This is a genomic window from Halomonas sp., assembly GCF_034520545.1.
Classification (GTDB): domain Bacteria; phylum Pseudomonadota; class Gammaproteobacteria; order Pseudomonadales; family Halomonadaceae; genus Halomonas.
This window is the reverse complement of the sequence record NZ_JAXHNN010000010.1, coordinates 595,337-612,073: the sequence shown is the minus strand read 5'-3', so window position 1 is coordinate 612,073 and position 16,737 is coordinate 595,337. Positions and strand designations below refer to the sequence as shown.

Genomic DNA, 16,737 nt, shown 5'->3' with positions numbered 1-16,737 from the left:
CGACGGCGCCGACGATGGCTCCCAGGAGCACCAGGCCCAGGAAGCGGACGACGGACAGCGGACCGCGGCCGGAAGCGATGCGTTCTGGAAGGAAATCCATCCTCAATGTGTAGGTGGCCAGCCTGCACAGGGCAAGTGCCGCCGTAAACTGTCTGCTGGCCGTGCCTCGTGCGCCCCGTGGTGCGTCGCTTCAGGCGGCCTGGGCCTCGGCTTTGCCGAAGCGGCGGTGCAGCCAGGCGTTGATATCGTCGGACTCGTAGAGCCACTCGGTGGTGCCGTCGTCATGGACGATCTTCAGGCAGGGCACCTTGACGCGGCCGCCGCCTTCGGCGAGTTCACGGCGGTGCTCGGGATCGAGCTGGGCGTCGCGCAGCTCGATGTTCAGCCCCAGGCGGGCGATTTCCTTGCGCACCTTGATGCAGAACGGGCAGGTGCGGAACTGGTAGAGCGCCAGGTTGCGGCACGCTTCGTCGACCCGGGCCTGTTCTTCAGGGCTGCGCTCGATGGCCTGAGGGGTGGAGAGTTTCTCGGAGATCAGCATGACCGGCGCCAGTACCAGGCGCAGGCCGCGAAAGAAGGTGCGAATCAGGATTCTCATCGGCAGTGATGAACCTCGCGGATGATGGATGAACCAGGGGCGACCATGATGCCTGCCCGGACGCTGCGGTGCCATCCCGTCAGCGGGTGAAGGTGATTCTTAGCGGGTTTTCCTCGACCGTCCAGGTACCTGCCTGTGTGGTTCGGCCGTCGGGCCCCTGCACCACGTAGCTGCGCTGGCCGTGATGGCGAAGCGAGGTGGCGAGACGGGCCAGGGCATTGGCGTCGTCGCCGCTGAGCAGGCCGATCGGACGTCCGGGCACCATCCAGAAACGCGCCTGTCCCGCTGTTTCTTGCAGCTGCGACGGTGCGGGCAGGTCGTTGGCCTGGCGCCACTCTTGAACAGCCGTGGTGGTGCCGATCACCAGCAGTGGTTCGATCTCCTCGGCCTTGAGGTCGTCGGATGCGCTGAACGTGTTGGCCTCGTGCCCCAACACCCGTTTGGCCAAGGGGTGGTAGGCGTCATCCAGGGCCAGTATCCGGGTGGTCGGGTCCAGCGTCAGCTGGCGTAGGATGGACGGCGTCGCGCCAGGATGACGCAGCAGGTCGGCCTCGGGGTCCACTTCAAGGGCCAGGGGAGGCGATGCCAAGGGCACCTCGAACGACTGTCGCTCGCCCTCCATCCGCCGGGTGAGGCGGACGGGGCCATCCTCGGTTTGCACGACCAGCGGCACGACCAGCGGCCAGGGGGCATGACGGCCGCGCTGGACCAGCTCGCCAACGAGCCTGTCGCCGCGCTCACCGGCTTCTACCCTGACCGCTTCCAGGTGTAAGGAAGGGCGGCCCGGACGAGTGAGCCAGGGATCGAGAAAGGGCCCCTGGGGCTCCCCGGCGGCCTCGCTGAAGGCGTCGATCAGCGCCGACCAGTCGGCAGTGCGGTGCATCCACGTATCGGCCAGGTGGCGCAGGCCGCGATCGAAGGCCTCGTCGCCGATACGCTGGCGCAGCATGTGGAAGAGCAGGGCACCGTGCTGGTAGCCGATGAGACGGCCGGCGGGGTCGGGGGTCCCGCGGAACGCCACCAGGGCAGATTCCTGGCCGGGGGGCAGGGCGGCCAGATCGACCAGCCAGCGGCGGCGCATCGTCTCGGCTTCGCCCCGCTGCTCCGCCAGGGCGTGGTCGGCCAGGTAGGTGGTGAGGGCCTCGGACCAGTTGCCGCGCGAGTAGTCGACCTTCACTCCGGCACCCCACCAGGCGTGCATCAGTTCATGGGGCAGCGAGGTGTGGGGGATAAAGGGCAACGGGATGACGCGCTCGCCGAGCAAAGTGAAACCCGCAAAGGCGAGGCCCACCGGCGCGGGCGAGGCGGCGACGGCGAAACTCGAATAGGGCAGCCGACCCAGTCGGGCCTGGAAGAGGGAGAGGTGCGCGGCGGTTCGTTCCAGATAGGTTTCGGCAAAGGCGGTGTCCAGGTCATCAGGAAAAAGGGTTCGCAACCTGACGCCTTCGACCTCGCGTTCGCGCAGCTTCCAGGGTCCTGCGGCGATTTCCACTTCGCGAGTGCGAGGGTGGTGAAAGCGGGCCTGATAATCGCCCTCGACCCATCGCTCCTCCAAAAGCGAGCCGCTGCCCACGGCGCGCTGTCCTTCCGGCACCTTGACCGTCAGCCACAGGGGCCCCGCCGCGTCGCCCAGGTGCGGGTACCAGCCAGCGTGATTCGGCAACAGGGTCCCGCCGACGGCCACGCGATGGCGGTCGCGCTCGCCGGCCTCGGGCAGGGTGCCCCGCCAGCGAAGGATCACGGGGACCTCGCCGTCGCCAGAATTGCCGCCCGGTGATATCCGCCAGTGCCCCTCGGCATCCCGGGCGACCGCGATAACCTCGTCGCCGCGCCGGGCGGAGGTCACCGACAGGCCCTCAAGAAGGCGAAAGCTTCCCCCCGTCGGCAGTACCTGGCGCAGTTCGCCCTGAAGATCGCGTGTGGCCGGGTCGAGCCGAATGATCAGGGTGCGGGTGGCGGGATCCGCTTCCGCGACTCTCCAGGCGAGTCCCGCGACCGAGAGCCAGAGCAGGGCGAGCAGCCAACTCGACCGCCGCTGGGCAGGGCGGTTCATGGTGAGTCGACCGGGAAGCGGACCAGCATGTCCTGCCGCTCACCGTCGCGACGGATCTCCAGCGGCAGCAGGGTGCCAGGGGCCTGGCGACTGACCACGGCGGTGAGATCGGTGGGTTCCGTCATCGGCAGGCCGGCGGCGGACACAATGACATCGCCCGTCGCGAGGCCGGCGGACTCGGCCACGCTGCCGGGCGCAATGCCTTCGATGCGCACGCCGTCTGCTTGCTCGCCGATCAGCACGCCCAGGCGCGGTGGGTCCGATAGCTGAAAGGCGGACTCGTCACCCAGCACATAAAGGGCATCCGCCTGCTCGAGGGGAGGTTGGCAGTCGGGTCCTGGCGCCCAGGGCAGCAGGCTACGGTGATCACGCAGGCCCAGATCGTAGAGCTGGTAAGGCACGCCGTCGCCGTTGGCGAGGTGGCCCTCGCCCATCAGTCCCGCCACCAGGTTGCCGTTCGCGGCGGCATCCACCAGGGCCGTGGCCATGGCGCGATCCCAGACCAGCTGCGCCGCGATGAAGCGCTCGAGATCCGCCGGGTCGTCGTCACGGTCGACATGCTGGGTGTAGATTGCTTGCAGAGACTCGCGGTAGGCGGGGCGTGCCGGGGCCGGCGGCGTGAGGCCGAAGCGTTCCTGCTCTGGCACTGCCTCCCAGCCCTCGGTGGCCAGGCGTCCGCGCAGTTCGGGGGTAACGTTGAGCGCCAGCAGCGGAATGCGCTGCATGCGCGCGAAGTGCAGGATCGGCAGGTAGAGGTCGGGATCGAAGCCCCAGGCCCGATGCCAGTCGCTCTGCTCGAGGAAGGCCCCCTCATCGAGCTCGCCGGCCACCCAGGCGTCCAGTGCAGGCTGGGCCTCGCGGGGCAGCATCTCCAGGCCGATCACCATCTCCGGACGATGGGCATGCAGGGCGGCCAGGGTGTGCAACTGCCAGCGATGGTGATCGAGGCGGTCATGCTGCTCACCGAGCAGCACTACATCTGTTTCGGCAAACTCGGCCATTAGGCCGGCGGTGGTCAGCGACTCTCCCTCGGCAACCTGCCACTGGCCGGGAGCGGGACAGTTATCGGCCAGGGCGGAGAGCGGGGCCAGCCAGGCCAGGGCGGCACAGAAGCACAGGGAACGGACGGGGAAGGATCGGGATCGCGTCATCGGCGACTCTCGGTGGATGGACGTTGACCCACATTACCCCGGACCTCCGTGGACGAAAAGCGCCGCAGCGATGACGGCGCAGTGACGCTTCGGCGATACTGGCGCCGGGGTCCTCCATGGCGGACGACCATCGACCAGCGGGAGAATCGTGATGGAACAACGCCGGATAAGCGCCGGCCGCCTGGGGGCGACATTGCTAGTCGCCTTGCTGCTCGTAGGTTGTGGCGGAGAGGCGCCTGTCTCCGAGGTGCCTCTGCCGGTGCTGGTGAACAACCCCGAGGCTCATGACGACAGCCGGGTCGCCACCCGGGGCGTGGTGCGTCACTTCGAGGATCCGCTGCACTACTGGATCGAGGACGAAGACCTCAACCGGGTCGAGATATTCCCTCACGAACGGATCGCTCCTCACCTGGGCGAGGCCGTGCGGGTCGAGGGCCACTTCCGTTTCTCGACCACCGAGGGGCGGCGGCTGACACTCGAGAACGTCGAGCGACTGAAGGGCGAGTGATGCCTTTTGCGGGCGCTTGTCGAAGGCGATGGCATGCCCGAGCCAACTCTTGTGCTACCGACTATGGGCGGTCGCTTCTCTTCCCGCCACGGGCCACGGGCTTGGCTTGTTTGCCGGTTGCTGGAGCTCGGACGCCGTGAAACACTGTTCTTGAAATGACCCCTTCCCCGAAACGACGTCGAGTCATGACCCCCATGAACGCTTCCGCGATTTTCTCCCTGGCCAGGCGCTGCCGACCCCTGGTCCTGTCCCTTGCGCTGTTGGGCCCGTCGGCGGCGGCCATGGCCGAGGAGGAGTGGCCCCGCGGCCACTATCCGCTGCCTGAATCGGGCAACATGGTGGGTGAGGTCTATCACGTCGAGACGCAGCAGGGTCAGACGCTGCTCGATATCGCCCGTGAGCATAACGTCGGCTACGAGGAGATTCGTAACGCCAACCCGAACGTCAGCCTTTGGGCGCCCGAGCCGGGCACCGAGGTAGAGATCCCGGCGCTTTACATCCTGCCGCCCGAGCGCCGCGAGGGGATGGTGATCAACCTGCCCGAACTGCGCCTCTACTATTATCCGGACATTGCGGAAGGTGAAACGCCTCGGGTGGAAACCTATCCCATAGGTATCGGCCGGGAGGGGTTCGATACCCCGCTGGGCGTGACCCAGACCACCATGAAGCTCAAGGACCCGGCCTGGTATCCGCCCGCGTCGGTCCGCCAGGAAGCCCGGGAAAACGGTGAACCGCCGCCCGAAGTGGTGCCGCCCGGGCCGGATAACCCCTTGGGTCAGCACGCCATCATGCTCGACATCCCGGGCTACCTGATCCATGGCACCAACCGTCCGGACGGCATCGGCATGCGCGCCAGCCGCGGCTGCATTCGCATGATGCCGGAGACCATCGAGGCGCTCTTCTCGCGCATTCAGGTCGGCGAGCGTGTCAACATCATCGACATGCCGGTGAAGGTGGGCCGTGAAGGTGAGCGTCTCTACGTGCAGTCCTTCAAGCCCTTGGATGAGCAGGAAAACGGCATGGGTGACCTGCTGGAGGCACTGAGCCAGCTGCAGGCGGATAAGGCCGCGATCGACATCCCAGTGGACTATGCCCGGCTGCGCGAGTCTCTGGAGTCCAGCAGCTGGCAGCCGGTTGCGCTGGCGCCACGGCCGGATGACGCCATCGAATCCGAGCCGCTGCAGTGGTTCGACGAGATCTTGGCCATGCGGCCCTGGCACGGCCAGCTGGAAACCCACCAGGAGGGGTGACGAGCAACGGAACAGGGAGTTCACGACAACACAGGAAGGACTCGCATGAAGACCTCCCTTGCATGGTTTCTGCTCGTGGTGTTGATGGCCGTCTCCATCCTCGGCGTGGCCCAGGAGCAGGAGCAGGACGAGGAAAAAAATTGGTACACCGTTGATGCGGTGAATGCCGGTCTTGGCGAGCCGCCCGATGAGGTTGCACGCCGCGAACCCGCGGGACGCGGTGCGCAGCTTCCTGGAACTGACCGAACAGGAGGACTGATTCGGTCGCGGCCGATCACCTTAACCTCAACGGTCTGACCCTAGAGGAGCAGGCCGAGCAAGGCGCCATGCTGGCCAGGCAGCTTGCCGCCGTCTTTCAGCGGGGACAGTGGTTCAGTGTCTCCGGCATTTCCGCGCGCAAGGATGCCATGGTCGAGGACGCTTCAGGCCAGAACCCCCGCGCCGGCCAGACGCGGCGCAACGTGGAGCTGGCCACCCTCGAGGCCGATGGGCAGAACGATCTGCTGCGCGTTGCCCGTTACCGGGCAGGGGAGCAAGACCCCGTCTGGCTGATCGGACCGGAGACAATCAGCGCGATCCCCAGGCTCTACGAGGCATATGGCCCCTCCTGGCTCGAGGGTCATATCCCTGAGCGCTTCCAGGGCTCCTTCGGCATGTTGAAGCTCTGGGAGTGGGTCGCCATCCCGGCCTTCCTATTAATTGCTGGGGTGGTGGGGTGGGGTATCCATACACTGGTTGGCCTGATGGCTCGCCTACTCCCCTCAGGCTTATTCAGCATCTTTGCCCAGATGATTCAGCTGCCATTGGCTCTCGTCTCCTTGACGCTGCTGGCGCAGTGGCTGCTCGACTACGTGGTCTCCTTCTGGCGCTCAACCTCCACCCTGCGGGCGCTTCTGATCATCATCATGGCCTGGGGCATCGGCCTGATAGCGGTGCGGCTTGTGGATACCCTGCTGATCCGGATGACACGGCGGCTCGTGGGCGAGATCGACGACACCAAGCACCGCGACGAGCGCAAGCTGCTGACCACCCTCTACGCACTGCGTCGTGCGGTGATCCTGGTCACCGTGGTGGGCGTAGCCGCTTTCGTGATCGCCCAGGTCAGCCTCTTCGAGACTCTTGGCATGACGCTGCTGGCCTCGGCCAGTGTCCTCACGGTGCTGGTGGGGGTCGCAGGCCAGGCCTTGCTCGGCAATATCCTGGCCTCTTTTCAGGTCTCTCTGACCAAGACGATCCGCATCGGTGACCTGGTGGTCTTCGAGGACCAGTGGAGTTACGTGGAAGCCATCGATTATACCTTCATTCGTCTGAGGACCTGGGACGAGCGGCGCCTGATCGTACCGGCGAAGTACTTCGTCTCGAAGCCTACCAGAATCTCTCCGCGAAGCATGCCAAGCTCTATCGAACCATCGTGCTAACGCTTCATCTGAGCGCCGATGTGGCGACCTTGAGAGAGAAGTTCAAGGAGTTCGCGATGGCCGAGGAGCAGGTCATCGATCATCATAAACTGGCTTGTTTCGTCACCGGCCAGCATGAGGCCACCCAGGAGGTCTCCTTCTATCTGATGGGCCCTGAGGCCGTAGGTGCCTGGGAAGCGGAGGCGAAGGTCCGCGAGAAGCTGCTGGCCTTCATCGGCGACCAGCACCCCGAGTGGTGGCCCAGGGAGGTGGTGGCGCTCAGCCATCACGACATTGCCCGGGGCGACAACGTGGCACACCGACACATCACGCGATCGGCGACTGTGCAGGATATCGACGAAACGTCACCGCCCGATGGCGAACGGCCATCGTCGGAGTAGACGTTCAGGTGTCGGAGGAATCCTCGGAGTCCGAGTCCTCCTCTCTCTCCTCGTTTTCGGCCTCGGCAGGACGGCGCGCCATCACCGTGATCTCGACATGGGCAGAGCCGTAGAGGCGGGGTGACTGGGTGCAGGTGCGCGCCGGATAGCGTCTCGAGTCGAAGAACTCCGCATAGGCGGCGTCCATGTCGCGGATCAGCTCGAGGTTGGTGATGTGCACGTCGACGCGCACCACGTCGGACATGCCGCAACCGGCGGAGACCAGCATGCGCTGGATGCTTCGCATCACCAGGCGGGTCTCCTCCGCTATGTTGCCAAGAATGGTTTCGCCGCCCTGGATATCCTCGGCAGTCAGCCCCGATAGAAAGACGTAGTCGTCGTCGATCACCATATGGCTGCCGGGAAAGAGCGGGATGGGCAGGGTGGCATCGTTGTGGTATTTCGGCATGGGGGTTCCCTGTCTGAGGTGCTGACACTTCCTGAGTCTAGCTGGTGTCAGAGCCATCGCCTCAACGCGCCGGCTTCCAGGAGGCTGTGCCCCTCGCCGCCGGTGTGGTATTGCTGTTGACCGATCCTTTTCCCGCCCAGGAGGCCCCATGGCGCCCGCATCAGACTTCGTACCCGCCCATGCCGACTACCGAACCGAGGTGGAACGCATTCTCAAGGCATCACCCTTCATCCGGGCGCTGGGCCTCGAGTCTGACGAGATCGCTCCTGGGCTATGTGTGACGCGCCTGGCGGTGCGCGAGGACCACCAGCAGCAGGACGGCTTCGTGCATGCCGGCGTGCAGGCCTCCATCGCCGACCACACCGCCGGCGCCGCGGGCGCCACGCTGATCCCCGAGGGAGCGATCGTGCTCACCGCCGAATTCAGGATCAGCCTGCTACGCTCGGCCAGCGGGCCGGAGTTGCGCTGCGTGGGACGGGTGCTGAAGCCCGGACGAACCTTGACCGTCGTTGAATCCGAGGTCTTCGGCGGCCCGGGCGCCGAGACGCTGGTGGCCAAGGCCTCGGTAACCCTGGCCGTGGTCAAGCCGCGCTGATGGCCGACGAGCGAAAGTGCGAGATACGCCCTGCCGCGACTCTTGCCCTGGTGCGCGACAGCGACGAGGGCTGGAGGTCTTGCTGCTGCAGCGCACCTGGCAGGCGGCCTTCCTGCCCGGCTACTTCGTGTTTCCCGGTGGGGCTGTGGACCCGCAGGACCCGGATGTTCGAGCCTTTGCCTCTGGCCGCGATGATGCCGCCATCAGCCAGACCCTGAGCCTCGACGAGGGGGGAGCCGATTACATGATTGCGGCCCTGCGCGAGTGCTTCGAGGAGGCGGGCCTGCTGCTGGCCGTGGATGGCCAGGGGCACCTGCCGCCAGCGGACCATCCGGTGCTGAGCGAGGGGCGCGAGTCCCTGCGGCGCGAGGAAACGAGCTTCCGCGCGCTGTGCGAGCGCTACGGCCTCGGGCTGCCGCTGGACCGGCTGGCCTACCTGGGTCACTGGGTCACGCCCCGTGGCGCACCGCGGCGCTTCGATACGCGCTTCTTCGTGGCCCTGGCGCCTTCGGACCAGCAGGCGTCGCATGACGGCAGCGAGACCATCGATCATCTCTGGCGCACACCCGCCCGGGTGCTTTCGGACCACCGCCAGGGCCGTCTTTCGCTGGGCTATCCTACCCTGCGCACCCTGCGTCTGCTCGCCGACTTCTCCACCGCCGAGGCGCTGCTGCGCTACGCCCATGCCAACCCGCCGACCCACCATCCCAGCCGCCCCTGGCCGGCCCGGAAGGGCGGGGCCGCCTGGCAGGTGGAGCCGGATGCCCCGGCCTATGCGGAGGTGCGCCGCCTGGACCCGCAACGGCAGGGCACGGCCAGCGCTGAGATCGAGCCCGGCAGGGCGGTCGAACTGGCGCCGGGGGTGAGCCGGGTGACCGCGCCCAATCCGGGGGCGATGACCGGCCCCGGCACCAACAGCTACCTGCTGGGCGACGGCGACGATCACCTGGTGATCGACCCTGGCCCCGAGCAGCCGGCGCATCTGCAACGCTTGCTTGAACTGGCCGGCGGAAGGATTTCCCGGGTGCTGGTGACCCACACCCATATCGACCACTCGCCTGGAGCGGCCTGGCTCAAGGCGCGCACCGGCGCTCGGCTGGTGGGTCTGCCGCCTCCGCTCGGTGCCAGCCAGGACGCCGGTTTCGTGCCGGACGACCGGCCCCGCCACGGCGAGCGTCTCGCAACGCCTGCGGGCATGCTGAAGGTACTGCATACGCCCGGGCACGCCTCCAACCACCTCTGCTACCTGCTGGAGCCTGCGCGGCTGCTGTTCGCCGGTGATCAGGTGATGCAGGGTTCCACGGTGGTGATCAACCCGCCGGACGGCGACATGGCCGCCTATGTGGCTGCCTTGCACGCCCTCGGAGATGAACCCTTCGACACCATCGCCCCGGGCCACGGTTTCCTGATCGGCGAAGGCCACGCCGCCATCGACTTCCTGGTCACCCATCGCCTGGCCCGGGAACACAAGGTGCTCCGGGCCCTGGCGCGCCACGGGCCGGCGAGCCTGGAGGCGCTGACGCGCCACGCCTACGATGACGTGCCCGAGGGCAAGCTGGGGGTGGCGGCGCGCTCGGCGCTGGCCCATCTGCTCAAGCTCGAGGGCGAGGGGCGCGTCAAGCAGCAGGCGGGGCAGTGGGTCTTCCGGGAGGACTGAGAGCCGCTCACGCTCGGGTGGCCGTCTGGCCTACGCCCAGCGCTCATCGGCGGTGAAGGCCACGGTGAACCAGCGCCGTTCCGGCGGCGGGCTCAGCCCGGCGCTGATCTGCTCGCGGATCTCGTCGAGCACGGCGATGCCCTGGCCCTGGCCGTACTCGGGCGTGGTGACGATATGGATCTCGATATAGTGGCCGCGGCCGGCCTTGGCGACATGGCTGTAGTAGCGCAGCAGGCCGTCGCGCGCCATCACCGGCGCCATGGCCGCATGTACCTCGCGGTCGATTCCGCTCGGCGCGATCAGCAGTACCTCCTTCATGGCGCGGCGCACGATGCCGATGGGCACCGGCATGAAGCTGGCCGTCAGCACCATCAGCAATACCGAATCCACGTAGGGGGTGAAGTGCGCCCAGTCTGTGCCCTGCAGGAAGCGGGCGATGATGAAGGCCACCAGCAGAGAGGTGGTGATCAGCGCCGCCATCAGCCAGCCCTGCATGTCGATACGCACGAATTCGGAATCCGCGGTGCGATTGATGCGCCGCTGGTAGCCGGTCATGACGAAGCAGACGATGGCCACCACCACGGCGTAACCGATCGCCAGATCGAAGGCCAGTTCGCGGCCGCCCTCGCGAAGATCAAGCAGGGCGGTGAGGAAGGCATAGAAGCAGAGCAGCATCAGGATGCTGCCGTTGAGCGCCGCGACCAGCGGCTCCAGGTGCCAGTAGCCATGCTGGAAGCGGTCGCTGGCCTCGCGCACGGCGAGCCGCGCCACGAAGAGCGCCAGCCCGGACATGGCGGCGTCGATGGTGGAAAAGACGCCGTCGAAGAGGATCGACTGCGAGCCGGCGAGCAAGCCGAAGATGACCCCCAGGCTGGAAACACCCAGGGTCACGAAAATGGAGAGCTTCAGCGCGCGCTGCTCGAGGGTGGCTTGCATGGTGGGTCTCGGATTCTGAAAGCGTTCCAGCCTAGCCGAGTGGGAAATGGCGGGCTAGAGGATGTCGCCCTTCGGTTGCCTTCGGCGCTGCGGCGTCAGCATCGTTAGCCCGCTCGAGATTGCCAAGGCCACAGGCCCTCATCCAGACTGTCACCCTCCATCCCGACACCAGGAGGCTCCATGAGCCAGCCCGTCATCGCCGACAACCAACCAAAGCCAGTCACGCTTGAGAAGGGCAAGAAGTATGCCTTCTGTGCGTGCGGCCATTCCCAGACGCAGCCTTTCTGCGATGGCTCCCATAAGGGCACGGGCTTCACTCCGAAGGTGTTCGAGGCCGAGCAGGATGGCGAGGCCTACCTGTGCCAGTGCAAGCAGACCGGCAACGCGCCCTACTGCGACGGAACCCACAAGCAGTTCAGTCAGGAGCAGGTGGGCAAGGAAGCGCCTTGACCGGCTGCCCGCCATATCCTGAATACCTGGCCTGGATCATGGTCTCGCACTGAAGCCTCCACTCGGGAGTCGAACCCGGCGGCGTGAGCCTTGCAAATCGGGGGCGTAGCCCTTTTCTCTCCTATACTCGCCACTGAGGGACGACATGTTTTTGTCGTCGACGATCTGCAGGCCGACGACAGTCCTAAGCTCAAATACCCCTTGGAGGCGATACGCGCGTATCGGGATGCTATGGCGTACGGGGCCAGGTCGGTATTGTGGAAGAATTTCATCACCTCGGGTGGGCGCTCCACGCTGGAAGATCCGGACTATCTCCGTCTGAGCATCATGAATGTGATGGCTGGTGCGGGGTGCGTGGCTTTCCTGCTCTTCCTTGTACTCGATTCGACCGGCTCGCTCGGTTGGTCAACGCTGCGAATTGCGACCGACCTGCTGGGCATCGCCGTGACGCTGGGTGTGATCATTGCGTTGCGCGCAGGAGCACCGCTCGAGGTGATGGCCAAACTGACGCACCTCTCCCTGTTCGTCCTCCTTCTACTGCTGGCTGTGGCAAGAGGAGAGGGTGTCCTCGCCGTCACCATACCCTTGATCTACCCGGCGCCTGCCTATCTGTTACTGGATTCGGTTTATCGAGCAAGCATCGGCACAGCGCTGATGGTCCTGTGTCTATATGCCGTCATCCTGACCAATACCGGAGGGTTTTTCGAAGATACGGTTGCCGTGCTGGATGGTGCGCTGTCCATTACGCTCGCCATGGCATTCCAGGCAGCAGTGATGGCCCTGTACTTGCGCAGTCGGCAACAGTCCATCGCGTGGCTGAAGTCGCTGAGAGATACCCTCGCTTTCCAGTCCGCTCATGATCCGTTGACCGGCATGCAGAACCGCTACACCTTTAATGAAGTGATCAGCCGGGAGATGAGGCGGCGTTCCGATGACCGGATGTTCGCTTTCCTGATGCTCGATATGGATTCTTTCAAGGCGTACAACGACACGTTCGGCCACCCCAAAGGGGATGAACTGCTGCAGCGGGTCGCGGAGACAGTGCAAGGGCTATTCAATCGTGCCGAGGATCATGTGTTCCGGTTGGGCGGGGAGGAATTCGGGATCGTGTTCCGTCCCCGCGATCGGAGCGAAGCCGCATTGATGGCCGATAGGCTGCTTGAAGCCATCGAGTCCATGGAAGTTCCTTCCCCCGGTGGCCCGCATCGGCACATCACAGCATCCGCGGGTCTGCTGTGCCGAGCTCCCGGGCCGGGTCCGGATTCCGAGACCATCTATCGGCTGGCCGACCAGGCCATGTACCGGGCCAAGGAAGCAGGTCGGGCCCGGTGGATGGAGGCCAACGATGAAAAGCAGAAGAACAACGGGAACCCCTGATGGATACCGAGAAAAGTGCCGCCTCCCTGGAAGCGGCACGTTTTCTGGATCGGGAGCCAGAACCCTGGACAATTGATGGCCTGGGGCGCTGGTGCAGGCGCTACTCCTCCAGTCTGATCCTCCGTAGGGTGTAATCGCCTCCCTGGTTGGCCAGCACGAAGCCCTGGAAGGGATCGCGCAGGCCGTTGTCCCTTGCCTGAATAAGGCGCTGGTCATCCACGCGGACCTGCATCCGCCCGTCCTCGTCACGCGTCCAGACGAGGCGGTGGAACCTGCCATCCTCGAGGTCGAGACTGCCCTCGTGGCGAGCCACCACCTCGGCGCTTCCGGAAATCAGCCTGACCAGGCTTAGTCCGGGGCGCGAGTCGGCAGTGTAGACCAGGCGATAGCCGGTGCCGTTGGGTCGATTACCCTGGAAGAGCCCCAGCTCCAGGCTGCCAGGCCGCTGCCGGGAGGCCAGTTCCAGCTCCATCCTGAAGGCGTTGTCGACGGGGGAATTGACGAAGATGCGCGCCGGTTCCACCGGGGCGGACACCTCACCTTGCCTGGCATTGCCCGTCTGCTCGAGGATCAGCTCCAACATCGCCAGACCGATCTCTTCCGGCCGCTCGGAGCTGAGACGGCGAGATTCGCGTTGGGACGTCCGTTGCATCTCCACGATGCTGCGCAGGCCGTTCTGTTCGACCTCGAAGTCGCCGCTGAGCACTGTCCAGGAGGGATTGCGACGGAAATCGCCGTCGCCGAAGTCGTCCTGCAGGACAACCCGAGACTCGGGTTCGGGTTGCGGCTCCGAAGGGGCGGCCACCTCTTCCTTTTCCGTCTGGCGCAAGCGTTTCAGCAGTTCGGCCGAGGCGCGGCCGTTCCGGGCAATGCCCTTGTCGGCCTGATACTCGCGTATCGCACTGCGGGTCCTTCTTCCCATGGCGCCATCCACCGGGCCGGCGTCATAGCCGAGCCGATTGAGCTCACGCTGTATTTCGGCTATGCCTTGCCGGTCCGTCAGGCTCTCGATATCGGGCCGCGAACGCTGTGTCGCCTGTGAAGAGGATTCCTCTGCTTTCTGCTCTTCCGGTTGCCAGCCACGCGCCGACTGCTGCGCTTCGGCGATCTGAGCGGCCGTCATGCGTTCGGCCAGCGAGTTGCGTGCCTCCCCGGCATGGCTGTGACCGCGTGCGGCGGCCAGGTTGTACCACTTGTGAGCCTGCACGAAGTCCTGGACGGTCCCGTTGCCAGCCTCGTACAGGCGGCCCAGCATGTACTGGGCATCGGTATCGCCGCTTCTGGCTGCTTTGCCGAATTCCTGCAGTGCCTGGCGGTACTCCTGCTGTTCGTAGTAGCGCATTCCGTCGGCGTAATCGGCGCTGGCCAGTCCGACGGAACCGAAGAGGATAAGACTGAGTGCGAGTCCCTTGATGATCACGGTGATGCCTCCTTTGAACGGGCTTGCTATCCACGATATCCGAATGTCGGGACGGCAGGAATGCCGCTGCCTGACCGGCTGTTCCGGGCAGGCGACAGACACCCCACTCTCTGAGCGTATCACCAGGAAGAGGAAGTTGCGTGATCGCGCGGCCAGGGCGTGCTGCGGTCGAGGCTGGCGAAAAGGTTATTTGCTCATCGCCTGGAGCCACGCCACCTCGAGCCGAAAGGGCCCAGGCCGCTTGTCGGCAATCAGAAATCCCACTTGCTGGATCGCACCGGGGTCGAGCGGTGGTGCATCCTCCAGCCTGCGGCCGCGGAAGACGGCCTCGAACTCACGCCAGGCTAGGGCGATACGCTGCCACTCGCCGGCCGGTGGCTGGAACAGCGCACGGTAGGCACCATCATCGAAGAGCTGGTCGGTGCGCAAGCGCAGCTGATAGCGGCGGCCGTCGCCACGAACATGGAGCGCCAGGCCCTCATGATCGCTCAGGTCGAACGCCTCGGGTTCGCGGCGCACCGAGGCGAACCCCCCATTGTTCTCGAGCGAAATCTCGCCGCTGAAGACGCCAATGTCGTCTTCCACCTGCATGCCGCCCCGGGAAATACCTCCCATCACGTTATCATTGATGGCGCGCCAGCGGCTCGATTCGTCCGGGGCCTGGAAGTCGATCAGATAGGTCATGGGCTCACCTTGAGTTGCGTCGTTTGCTGTTTCCTCGGGGTCGGCCTGCGCGATCACGTTAACGTGAGCGTCGTGGTGGTAGCCATCGGCGACGGCCATGCCCATCATAAAAATGCCCGCCAGGCTGGCAGCGGCCAGTATCCGGGTGGTCAGGTGGCATCGCTTCATAAACGGTTCCTTATGGTGTCAGGCAAGCGGATCGACACGGTAGGCGCCGTGTCGCATGGCGCGAGCGGATGCTCCTTCGCGCAGCTAACATGATCCTGATCGGTAAGTCTTTCCCAGGGAGGCCAGATGCCAGTGATCGGAGTATCTCGCCATTCAGTCGCTTTCAAGCTGTTACCCATCGTCCTCGCTTGCCTGCTCGCGACCACGTCGAGTTCCGCCGGTGATCTGGAATTGCAGAGTCTCAGCCTGCGTGCCCGAGTCTCGGAGAAGACCTTGCTGGGGGATCAGGCGCCGGAGGATTTCAAGGAGTACGACCTATCGGCCAACGTCGCGCTGCCTTGGGAGAGCTACTCCACGTCGGGCTGGGGCATGGGCACCCGGTTGATGGCGAGTGCCGGCCTGTTGCGGGGCAGTGGGAAAAATGCGCTCGTCGTGTCGGTCATCCCGGAGTTGACGCTCGGGAGCCAAGATGGGCGCTTTCTCCTGGACCTGGGCGCGGGTGGCGCCCTGTTCAGTCGGCATCGCTTCGGCACGCAGGATTATGGTGGGCCCTTCCAGTTCGCCCTGACCCTGGGCATCGGGGGGCCGTTATATCGACAGCTGGGGCTCGGCTATCGGTTTCTGCACTATTCCGATGCCGGCGTTAATGGACCTGATACGACCGGGGCGGATTTCCACATGATTGAGTTCCGCTACCGTTATTGAGCTTCGGCGGCTGGTGCCTGGCGGCGTCTCTCACGCAGGCGGCGTCGCTCCAGCGACCGCTGCACCGTGAAGAAGGTGGTGCAGACCGGTCCGGAGTTCCAGGTCGAGGCGGTGGCCTAGACGGTCAGGGCGCCGGGTCAAGACACAGTCATCATTAACACACCCACGGAGAGACACCATGCGACTCGAAGGCTCCTGCCACTGCGGCGCGGTTCGCTTCCGCGTCGAATCCCCCCACCCCTATCCCTACCAGCGCTGCTATTGCTCGATCTGCCGCAAGACCGCGGGTGGTGGCGGCTATGCCATCAACCTGAGCGGGCGTGCCGAGACCCTCGAGGTCGAGGGCGGTGAACACAAGGGCGTCTATCGCGCGGTGATAGACGGGGAGCAGAGCGCCGGCGAGCGTCACTTCTGCCGGCACTGCGCCAGCGCACTGTGGGTCTTTGATCCCCACTGGCCCGAGCTGGTGCACCCCTTCGCCTCGGCCATCGACAGCGAGCTGCCGATCCCGCCCGAGCGAGTCCACCTGCTGCTCGACAGCAAGGCCGGCTGGGTCGAGGTCGAGGCGCGCGAGAACGACCAGTGCTTTGCCGGCTACCCCGCGGAGAGCATCGCCGAATGGCACCAGCGGCGGGGGCTGGAGCAGGACGACCGGGGTTAAGCCGGGTCCGCTTGCGGGGCGACAACCGGGAGTTCGAACACCGCGCGGTAATCGACGCCGGGCAGTTCGGTGTTGACTTCCAGCCGCCAGACCACACGCTTCGGGTCCGGGAACGGCGTCGCTGGCGGCTGATCGGCCGGCACCCCTGTCTGCACGCTCCCGCCAAGCCGGTGGCCGAGGTGGGCCGGCAGCGTATCCTGCTGGAAGGTCGAATCGCTGTAACGCCGCTTGCGCAGGATGTGATGAACCAGTCCGAGGGCGAGCATCAGCCCTATGGC

The 16,737-nt window shown here is 65.5% G+C and carries 19 protein-coding genes; 11 read left to right on the top strand and 8 right to left on the bottom strand.

Annotation, left to right across the window (positions count from 1 at the left end):
* Nucleotides 1–190 precede the first annotated feature (190 nt).
* The 3 genes from U5L98_RS11515 to U5L98_RS11505 form a co-directional block, all read right to left on the bottom strand.
* Nucleotides 191–598 carry a glutaredoxin gene (locus tag U5L98_RS11515; RefSeq protein ID WP_322558436.1) on the bottom strand — a complete coding sequence of 136 codons (408 nt, stop codon included), beginning with the start codon at nt 596–598 and terminating at the stop codon, nt 191–193.
* Between the two features lie 79 nt (nt 599–677).
* Nucleotides 678–2,651, bottom strand: coding sequence for a M1 family metallopeptidase (locus U5L98_RS11510; protein WP_322558435.1), 1,974 nt, complete (start codon nt 2,649–2,651; stop codon nt 678–680).
* Nucleotides 2,648–3,802 carry a ChaN family lipoprotein gene (locus U5L98_RS11505; RefSeq protein WP_322558434.1) on the bottom strand — a complete coding sequence of 385 codons (1,155 nt, stop codon included), beginning with the start codon at nt 3,800–3,802 and terminating at the stop codon, nt 2,648–2,650. Before U5L98_RS11505 ends, U5L98_RS11510 begins: the two co-directional genes overlap by 4 nt.
* A 151-nt stretch (nt 3,803–3,953) precedes the next feature.
* Here U5L98_RS11505 and U5L98_RS11500 point away from each other — a divergent pair, with 151 nt between their 5' ends.
* The 5 genes from U5L98_RS11500 to U5L98_RS11480 all read left to right on the top strand — a co-directional run bounded on the left by U5L98_RS11500 (nt 3,954) and on the right by U5L98_RS11480 (nt 7,358).
* Complete coding sequence (locus U5L98_RS11500; RefSeq protein WP_322558433.1) at nt 3,954–4,310, top strand: hypothetical protein; 357 nt, start codon at nt 3,954–3,956, stop codon at nt 4,308–4,310.
* 185 nt (nt 4,311–4,495) lie between these two features.
* Entirely contained in the window at nt 4,496–5,560 is a 1,065-nt protein-coding gene (locus U5L98_RS11495) for a L,D-transpeptidase family protein (protein ID WP_322558432.1), read from the top strand.
* Nucleotides 5,561–5,605: 45 nt separating this feature from the next.
* Nucleotides 5,606–5,857, top strand: a complete 252-nt coding sequence (locus tag U5L98_RS11490; protein ID WP_322558431.1) for a hypothetical protein — start codon at nt 5,606–5,608, stop codon at nt 5,855–5,857.
* Nucleotides 5,858–5,886: 29 nt separating this feature from the next.
* On the top strand, nt 5,887–6,978 hold the full coding sequence (locus U5L98_RS11485; protein WP_322558430.1) for a mechanosensitive ion channel family protein: 1,092 nt from the start codon (nt 5,887–5,889) through the stop codon (nt 6,976–6,978).
* The gene (locus U5L98_RS11480) at nt 6,972–7,358 is read left to right on the top strand and encodes a hypothetical protein (RefSeq protein ID WP_322558429.1); all 387 of its coding nucleotides are present in this window, start codon (nt 6,972–6,974) and stop codon (nt 7,356–7,358) included. Before U5L98_RS11485 ends, U5L98_RS11480 begins: the two co-directional genes overlap by 7 nt.
* Nucleotides 7,359–7,362: 4 nt before the next feature.
* On the opposite strand, the gene U5L98_RS11475 is transcribed toward U5L98_RS11480, so the two are convergent.
* Nucleotides 7,363–7,806 (bottom strand): RidA family protein, encoded by a 444-nt coding sequence (locus tag U5L98_RS11475; RefSeq protein WP_322558428.1) that lies wholly within the window; start codon nt 7,804–7,806, stop codon nt 7,363–7,365.
* Nucleotides 7,807–7,954: 148 nt separating this feature from the next.
* Between U5L98_RS11475 and U5L98_RS11470 the strand changes: the two genes are divergently transcribed.
* Together U5L98_RS11470 and U5L98_RS11465 are read left to right on the top strand one after the other, a co-directional pair.
* Complete coding sequence (locus tag U5L98_RS11470; RefSeq protein ID WP_322558427.1) at nt 7,955–8,401, top strand: PaaI family thioesterase; 447 nt, start codon at nt 7,955–7,957, stop codon at nt 8,399–8,401.
* A gap of 16 nt (nt 8,402–8,417) precedes the next feature.
* Nucleotides 8,418–10,058, top strand: a complete 1,641-nt coding sequence (locus tag U5L98_RS11465) for an MBL fold metallo-hydrolase (protein ID WP_322558426.1) — start codon at nt 8,418–8,420, stop codon at nt 10,056–10,058.
* A gap of 30 nt (nt 10,059–10,088) precedes the next feature.
* Here the strand turns inward: U5L98_RS11465 and U5L98_RS11460 are convergent, their stop codons facing one another.
* Nucleotides 10,089–10,994 (bottom strand): cation diffusion facilitator family transporter, encoded by a 906-nt coding sequence (locus U5L98_RS11460; RefSeq protein WP_322558425.1) that lies wholly within the window; start codon nt 10,992–10,994, stop codon nt 10,089–10,091.
* 180 nt (nt 10,995–11,174) lie between these two features.
* Here U5L98_RS11460 and U5L98_RS11455 point away from each other — a divergent pair, with 180 nt between their 5' ends.
* Both U5L98_RS11455 and U5L98_RS11450 read left to right on the top strand, forming a co-directional pair.
* Nucleotides 11,175–11,444, top strand: a complete 270-nt coding sequence (locus tag U5L98_RS11455; protein WP_322558424.1) for a CDGSH iron-sulfur domain-containing protein — start codon at nt 11,175–11,177, stop codon at nt 11,442–11,444.
* Nucleotides 11,445–11,534: 90 nt separating this feature from the next.
* Nucleotides 11,535–12,821 (top strand): GGDEF domain-containing protein, encoded by a 1,287-nt coding sequence (locus U5L98_RS11450; RefSeq protein WP_322558423.1) that lies wholly within the window; start codon nt 11,535–11,537, stop codon nt 12,819–12,821.
* Between the two features lie 100 nt (nt 12,822–12,921).
* Here U5L98_RS11450 and U5L98_RS11445 read toward each other — a convergent pair whose 3' ends face one another.
* Entirely contained in the window at nt 12,922–14,241 is a 1,320-nt protein-coding gene (locus U5L98_RS11445) for a peptidoglycan-binding protein (protein ID WP_322558422.1), read from the bottom strand.
* A gap of 186 nt (nt 14,242–14,427) precedes the next feature.
* Nucleotides 14,428–15,093, bottom strand: a complete 666-nt coding sequence (locus U5L98_RS11440) for a CIA30 family protein (protein ID WP_322558421.1) — start codon at nt 15,091–15,093, stop codon at nt 14,428–14,430.
* A 126-nt stretch (nt 15,094–15,219) separates the two neighbouring features.
* Between U5L98_RS11440 and U5L98_RS11435 the strand changes: the two genes are divergently transcribed.
* The gene (locus U5L98_RS11435; RefSeq protein WP_322558420.1) at nt 15,220–15,798 is read left to right on the top strand and encodes an acyloxyacyl hydrolase; all 579 of its coding nucleotides are present in this window, start codon (nt 15,220–15,222) and stop codon (nt 15,796–15,798) included.
* Nucleotides 15,799–15,976: 178 nt separating this feature from the next.
* Complete coding sequence (locus tag U5L98_RS11430; RefSeq protein ID WP_322558419.1) at nt 15,977–16,459, top strand: GFA family protein; 483 nt, start codon at nt 15,977–15,979, stop codon at nt 16,457–16,459.
* On the opposite strand, the gene U5L98_RS11425 is transcribed toward U5L98_RS11430, so the two are convergent.
* Entirely contained in the window at nt 16,456–16,725 is a 270-nt protein-coding gene (locus U5L98_RS11425) for a hypothetical protein (RefSeq protein WP_322558418.1), read from the bottom strand. The genes U5L98_RS11430 and U5L98_RS11425 overlap by 4 nt on opposite strands.
* Nucleotides 16,726–16,737: the final 12 nt, after the last annotated feature.

Coding starts and splice junctions, on each gene's coding strand:
- U5L98_RS11435 (WP_322558420.1), top strand. CDS start 15,220: ATGCCAGTGATCGGAGTATCTCGCCATTCAGTCGCTTTCAAGCTGTTA.
- U5L98_RS11515 (WP_322558436.1), bottom strand. CDS start 598: ATGAGAATCCTGATTCGCACCTTCTTTCGCGGCCTGCGCCTGGTACTG.
- U5L98_RS11475 (WP_322558428.1), bottom strand. CDS start 7,806: ATGCCGAAATACCACAACGATGCCACCCTGCCCATCCCGCTCTTTCCC.
- U5L98_RS11430 (WP_322558419.1), top strand. CDS start 15,977: ATGCGACTCGAAGGCTCCTGCCACTGCGGCGCGGTTCGCTTCCGCGTC.
- U5L98_RS11460 (WP_322558425.1), bottom strand. CDS start 10,994: ATGCAAGCCACCCTCGAGCAGCGCGCGCTGAAGCTCTCCATTTTCGTG.
- U5L98_RS11505 (WP_322558434.1), bottom strand. CDS start 3,802: ATGACGCGATCCCGATCCTTCCCCGTCCGTTCCCTGTGCTTCTGTGCC.
- U5L98_RS11495 (WP_322558432.1), top strand. CDS start 4,496: ATGACCCCCATGAACGCTTCCGCGATTTTCTCCCTGGCCAGGCGCTGC.
- U5L98_RS11485 (WP_322558430.1), top strand. CDS start 5,887: ATGCTGGCCAGGCAGCTTGCCGCCGTCTTTCAGCGGGGACAGTGGTTC.
- U5L98_RS11440 (WP_322558421.1), bottom strand. CDS start 15,093: ATGAAGCGATGCCACCTGACCACCCGGATACTGGCCGCTGCCAGCCTG.
- U5L98_RS11500 (WP_322558433.1), top strand. CDS start 3,954: ATGGAACAACGCCGGATAAGCGCCGGCCGCCTGGGGGCGACATTGCTA.
- U5L98_RS11490 (WP_322558431.1), top strand. CDS start 5,606: ATGAAGACCTCCCTTGCATGGTTTCTGCTCGTGGTGTTGATGGCCGTC.
- U5L98_RS11470 (WP_322558427.1), top strand. CDS start 7,955: ATGGCGCCCGCATCAGACTTCGTACCCGCCCATGCCGACTACCGAACC.
- U5L98_RS11455 (WP_322558424.1), top strand. CDS start 11,175: ATGAGCCAGCCCGTCATCGCCGACAACCAACCAAAGCCAGTCACGCTT.
- U5L98_RS11510 (WP_322558435.1), bottom strand. CDS start 2,651: ATGAACCGCCCTGCCCAGCGGCGGTCGAGTTGGCTGCTCGCCCTGCTC.
- U5L98_RS11425 (WP_322558418.1), bottom strand. CDS start 16,725: ATGCTCGCCCTCGGACTGGTTCATCACATCCTGCGCAAGCGGCGTTAC.